A 5345-nucleotide genomic window follows, 5' to 3' on the forward strand; every position below is an offset into this window, starting at 1 on the left:
GTACGGCCGTACCCCGGGCGGCCGATAATCTGAGCCGAACGAGGGAAGGGCCGCCGACATGCCGATCGAGAACCGCCCACTGCGCGAGCAGGTCAAGGAAGAGCTGATCAAACGGCTCGGACGCGGCACGATCCCGACCGACGAATCCATCAACGAGGGCCGCCTCGCCACCGAACTCGGCGTCAGCCGCACCCCGCTCAGGGAAGCCCTGATCTCGCTGGAGCGCGAGGGCATCATCACCAGCGAGCGCGGCAAGGGCTTTCGTTTCGCGCCGCTGAGCGCCCAGGAGTTCCGCGACCTCACCACCATCGTCGCGACCCTGGAGTCCCTCGCCCTGGAGTCCACCGATCCCCTCCAACTGGCTGCCCTCGGACCGAAGTTGCTCGAAGAGGCCCGCGCCTTCTCGGCCCCGCAGGCGCCGCACGACGTCATCGAACGGTACGACGACGCCTGGCACGCCCTGCTGCTCTCCGGCTGCCCCAACGAGCGGCTGATGGGCCTGATCGCCTCGCTCAAACTGACCATGCACCGCTACGAACAGGTCGCCCTCGGCGACCAGGACGTGCTGGAGCGGTCGGCGGAGGAGCACGAGCGGATCGCCGAACACCTGGTCGGCGGCGACGTGCCGGGCGCGGTACGGGCGCTCAAGGAGAACTGGAACAGCGGCATGGACCGCATCCTCGAACGCCTCACGGACTGAGCACCCCCCGTCGGCAGGTGTCAGACCGCGTCGGCCAGCCTGACCGGCGCGAGGCTCCCCATCAGATCACGCAGCTCGGCCACGGCCTCCGGCACCACCGAGTAGCAGATCTGCACGCCGCGCCGCCGTGTGCTCACCAGCCCGGCCTCGCGCAGCACCTTCAGGTGCTGGCTGATGGTCGGCTGGGACACGGCGAAGAGCTCCGTGAAGTCGCAGGCGCAGGTCTCGGGCCGCTCGGCGAGCGCGCGCATGATGCCCAGCCGCACCGGATGGCCAAGGGCCTTGAGCAACACGGCACTTGAATGATCGTCTCTCACGCTTGACAGGGTATCAAGGGTCCTCTATATAGTCGTAGCGCTATATAGGAGTTCAACTATATGGAGGTGACGCATCCGATGAGTGGACCCTCTTCGGGCCGTACCGCACAGGACGCCTTATCCGCAGACGACGGCTCTCGGGAAGAAGGCGTCTGGTCCCCGGAACACCGCAGGCTGACCACCGGGCTCATCCTCTCCGTCACCCTCGTCGCCTTCCTCTGGCTCGGCGTCGCGACGGTCCTGCCCCCGGTCGCCGAGGAGCTCGGCGGTCTCGGCCTGTACGGCTGGGCGTTCACCGCCTTCATGCTGGCCAACATCTTCGGCACCGTCCTCGCAGGACAGGGCGCCGACCGGGTCGGCCCGACCCGCCCCTACCTCCAGGCGTTCCTGCTGTTCGTCGTCGGCTGCGCGGTCGCCGCCGCGGCCACGGACTGGTACGTGTTCCTGCTCGGACGGACCCTCCAGGGCGCCGGAGTGGGCGGCGTACTGGCCCTCGCCTACCTCACCGTCGGACGCGCCTACCCCGACCGGCTGCGCGCCCGGATGCTCGCGCTGGTGGCATCCGCCTGGACACTGCCCGCCCTGCTGGGCCCCGCGGTCGCCGCCGGGATCGCCGAGGCCACGCACTGGCGGGTCGTCTTCCTCGCCCTCGTGCCCCTGGTGCCCATCGGCGTCCTGCTCACGCTGCCCGCCCTGCGCGGCCTGGGGCGGCCCGAGGGGACGGCGCCTGACCGCAGCCGCATCCCGCTCACCCTGCTCCTGGTGGTCGGCGCGGGCGCGGTCCTCGCCGGTCTCGGAGAACAGAACCTGGCGCTGACCGTGCCGCTCGTGCTGGCGGGCGCGGCCGTCGCCGTACCGGTGCTGCGCCGGCTGCTGCCGCCGGGCACGCTCGCCGTACGACGCGGAATGCCCGCCGGGATGGTCGTTCGAGGCCTCGTCAGCACCGCGTACTACGGGGCGGAGTCCTTCTTCCCGCTGAGCATGACCCAGGTGCTCGGCCTGACCACCCTCCAGTCGGGCCTGGCCCTGTCGTCCGGAGCGCTCACCTGGGTCGCGGGCGCCTGGATCCAGGCGAAGCTCGACACCCGCAGCGCCGGCGGGGGACGGCACGGCAGGGTCGTCGCGGGATTCGTGCTGCTGCTCACCGGTGACGCGCTGATCGCGCTGGCCGTCGGCACCGACCTGAAGAGCGTCACCCTGGCCGTCGTCGGCTGGGCGGTCGCCGGATTCGGCATGGGCCTCGTGTACCCGGCGGTCACCACCATCGTGCTGGGGCTCGCCCCCAAGGGGCAGGAAGGCGCGGCCAGCTCGAACCTTCAGCTGTCGGAAACCCTGTCCGTCGCCGTGATGACCGGCCTCGGTACGGCGGTCAGCGCCTTCGGAGCGACCCGGGGCTGGGACCGGAGCAGCTCGCTCGGTGTCGTCTTCACCGTCACCGCGCTCGCCGCCCTCGCGGGCATCGGCGCAGGCCTGCGGACGCACAGCCCAGCAGCCCCGGACGCACCGGAAGCAGCCCCGGAGGCACCGGAAGCAGGCCCGGGCGTACGGAAAGCAGGCCCGGGCGCACCGGAAGCAGCCCCGGACGCACCGGAAGCGGGCCCGGGCGACCCGGACCCGCTTCCCGAAGCATCGGCCAAGGACCGAAGGATCAGGCGATCGACGCCGAAATGATCGCCGCCACCGCGATGTTGCAGGAAGCCGTCACCCACACCGCCGGGTGCGGCTCCTGCTCCACCAGCGTCCTGCCCAGCTTGCCGGGCGTCACCACGTCGACCACCCAGAACGCGATCGCCATCATCACCAGGCCGAGCACCCCGAACGCCGCCGTCGACACCAGGCCCTTGCCGAAGTCGTTGTACGTCGTCCAGATCGACGTGAAGACGATCCCGCCGATACCCAGCAGCGCGGAGCTGAGCAGCACCGCGCAGTTGCGGTTGCGCTGCTCCCAGATCTGCCGGCCGAGCTTGCCCGGAGTCAGCGCGTCCACCAGGAAAATGCCGAGGGTCAGGAGGACGACGCCGAGGGCGCCGTAAGCGGCGGCACGGCCAATTCCGTTGACGATGTCTTCCATTGAGAAGTTCAATCCCCGTGGTGAGGCGTACCTCTGGGGCACGCGTGTTAAAGGAGACGCAAAACCTATCGCACGGCTGCTGGGAACAGGCAAGGGACCTACGGCACGGGTGCCGGGACACGGCAGGGGGCTCCCGCACCCCGTGACCAGCACGGGCGAACCACTCCGTCACCGGGCGCAGCCCCGGGCCCCGCCGTGATCGACTGCCCCACGCAGTCCGTCGCAGTACGGTCCTCAGCCGCCGACCGCCCCCACCCCTCTCCGGAGAGCGAGAACCCATGACCGCCATCGAGGTCGACCCCTTCATCGCGGGCCTGCCCAAGTGTGAGCTGCACCTGCACATCGAGGGCACCCTGGAGCCCGGGCTCAAGCTCGCGCTCGCCGCCCGCAACGGCATCGAGCTGCCGTACGCCGACGAGGCCGCCGTCCGCGCCGCGTACGCCTTCGACAGCCTGCCCTCCTTCCTCACCCAGTACTACGAGGGCATGTCGGTCCTCGTCACCGAGCAGGACTTCTACGACCTGGCCGCCGCCTACGCCGCCAAGGCCCACTCGCAGAACGTCCGGTACGCGGAGATCTTCTTCGACCCGCAGGCCCACACCGGCCGCGGCGTCTCCTTCGACACCGTGATCCGCGGCCTCACCCGCGCCCTGGACGACGCCCTGCGCACCACCGGCTTCCGCGGTCATCTCGTCCTGTGCTTCCTGCGCGACTTCCAGGCCGAGTTCGCCATGGCGACCCTCGTCCAGGCACTCCCGTACAAGGAGTGGATCGTCGGCGTCGGCCTCGACTCGGACGAGAGGGGCAACCCGCCGGTCAAGTTCGCCGCCGTCTTCGCCCGTGCCCTCACCGAGGGCTTCCGTCTGACGATGCACTGCGACATCGACCAGGAGAACACCACCGAACACATCCGCCAGGCCCTCGACGTCATCGGCGTCGAGCGCATCGACCACGGCACCAACGCCCTCGACGATCCGAAGCTGGTCGAAGAGATCCGGCGCCGCGGCATCGGCCTCACCACCTGCCCGATCTCCAACGGCTTCGTCACCGCAGGCATGAAGGCCACCGAGATCAGGCAGCTCTTCGATCTCGGCATCAAGGTCACCGTCAACTCCGACGACCCCGCCTACTTCGAGGGGTACGTCGCCGAGAACCTCGCCGCCCTGCGCGGCGCCCTCGGCCTCACCGACGCCGAACTGGTGCGGCTGCAGTGCAACGCGGTCGAGATCTCCTGGGCCACGCCGGCCGTCAAGGACGAGCTGCTGGCCGAACTGGACGCGTACGGCGCCTGATTCCGGACACAGTGTGCGGACGCCCCCAACGCCCCGGCGATCACGGGGTGTCGGGGGTCTCCGGCTGCCACTATGGTGCCGTCCCGCCCAAGGGGGGTGGGCGTGGTCACAGGGGGGCCTGTATGCGTACGAAGCAGTCGAGGAGATCCCGGAGAGCCCTCGCGGGAGCGGGGATCGCGGTCGGGGCACTCGTGCTCCCGCTGCTGGGGGCGCAGCCGGGTGCGGCCCAAGTGCCAGACGAAGGACCGCAGTTGAACGTACGGAAGACCACGGGCCTCCGGGACGGCGACATCGCCACCTTTCGCATCACCGGCGGACCTGCCAAGCAGTACGTGTGGGTCATGATGTGCGCCGCAGGTCCGTCGGAGGCGACCTGTGACGACGACACCCGGCGGCAGTTCCGGGTGCTCCCGGACGGCACCTTCCGCGAGTCGCCCAAGAAGATCTACGCGAAGCTGGAAACGCCGTCGGGCAAGGTCGACTGCCGGACCGCCGTCGCCCCGTGCGAGCTGGCGATGCTCGACAACAGTGGCAAGCAGGTCCTCACCTCAACTCCCTTGAATTTCAAGGCGGATGCTCTGCTGGAAGCCGCGCCGACCTTCAGGATCACCCCGAACAGGAAGCTGCTGCACGAGCAGAAGGTCACCGTCACAGGACGCGGGTACGAGCCGCAGTACCACTTCGGTGTGGTCCAGTGCATCGCAGGAGCCCTCGACTACGTGGACTGCCGGACCTTCGCCCGCCCGCCCGCCACCGACGACAAGGGCCGTCTCCGGCGCGAGGTCACCGTCCAGGTGGGCTTCCGCACCCGGGACGGACGGGACGTCGACTGCCGCCCCAAGGGCGCCTGTGAACTGGTCGCCTTCGCGTCACGGGTGCGCGGCCCCGAGAGCGTACGGCAGGCCCTGCGCTTCGACGCGGGGCAGCCGCTGCCGGCCCCGACGGAGCCGTAGCGGCTCCGTACC

Annotated in this window: 6 protein-coding genes; 4 read left to right on the top strand and 2 right to left on the bottom strand. The window is 69.9% G+C overall.

Features of this window, described 5'->3' with window-relative positions; genetic code table 11:
• Positions 1-58: 58 nt before the first annotated feature.
• Positions 59-700 carry a GntR family transcriptional regulator gene (locus tag ACWGIG_RS36480; protein WP_453326015.1) on the top strand — a complete coding sequence of 214 codons (642 nt, stop codon included), beginning with the start codon at positions 59-61 and terminating at the stop codon, positions 698-700.
• 20 nt (positions 701-720) lie between these two features.
• Here the strand turns inward: ACWGIG_RS36480 and ACWGIG_RS36485 are convergent, their stop codons facing one another.
• Positions 721-1017 (bottom strand): ArsR/SmtB family transcription factor, encoded by a 297-nt coding sequence (locus ACWGIG_RS36485; protein ID WP_453326016.1) that lies wholly within the window; start codon positions 1015-1017, stop codon positions 721-723.
• A 78-nt stretch (positions 1018-1095) separates the two neighbouring features.
• On the opposite strand from ACWGIG_RS36485, the gene ACWGIG_RS36490 reads away from it, so the two are divergent.
• Entirely contained in the window at positions 1096-2688 is a 1593-nt protein-coding gene (locus ACWGIG_RS36490) for an MFS transporter (protein ID WP_453326017.1), read from the top strand.
• On the opposite strand, the gene ACWGIG_RS36495 is transcribed toward ACWGIG_RS36490, so the two are convergent.
• Entirely contained in the window at positions 2666-3088 is a 423-nt protein-coding gene (locus ACWGIG_RS36495) for a DUF350 domain-containing protein (protein ID WP_453326018.1), read from the bottom strand. The two genes, ACWGIG_RS36490 and ACWGIG_RS36495, sit on opposite strands and share 23 nt — an antisense overlap.
• Before the next feature lie 278 nt (positions 3089-3366).
• Between ACWGIG_RS36495 and add the strand changes: the two genes are divergently transcribed.
• Together add and ACWGIG_RS36505 are read left to right on the top strand one after the other, a co-directional pair.
• On the top strand, positions 3367-4380 hold the full coding sequence (gene add / locus ACWGIG_RS36500) for an adenosine deaminase (protein ID WP_453326019.1): 1014 nt from the start codon (positions 3367-3369) through the stop codon (positions 4378-4380).
• A 251-nt stretch (positions 4381-4631) separates the two neighbouring features.
• Positions 4632-5333, top strand: a complete 702-nt coding sequence (locus tag ACWGIG_RS36505) for a neocarzinostatin apoprotein domain-containing protein (protein WP_453326020.1) — start codon at positions 4632-4634, stop codon at positions 5331-5333.
• Positions 5334-5345 lie beyond the last annotated feature (12 nt).

The sequence above is a fragment of the Streptomyces sp. NPDC054863 genome, from assembly GCF_053610825.1.

Bases quoted from the DNA above. Each gene is read 5' to 3' on its own strand.
- ACWGIG_RS36480 (WP_453326015.1), top strand. From the start codon at position 59: ATGCCGATCGAGAACCGCCCACTGCGCGAGCAGGTCAAGGAAGAGCTG.
- ACWGIG_RS36490 (WP_453326017.1), top strand. From the start codon at position 1,096: ATGAGTGGACCCTCTTCGGGCCGTACCGCACAGGACGCCTTATCCGCA.
- ACWGIG_RS36495 (WP_453326018.1), bottom strand. From the start codon at position 3,088: ATGGAAGACATCGTCAACGGAATTGGCCGTGCCGCCGCTTACGGCGCC.
- add (WP_453326019.1), top strand. From the start codon at position 3,367: ATGACCGCCATCGAGGTCGACCCCTTCATCGCGGGCCTGCCCAAGTGT.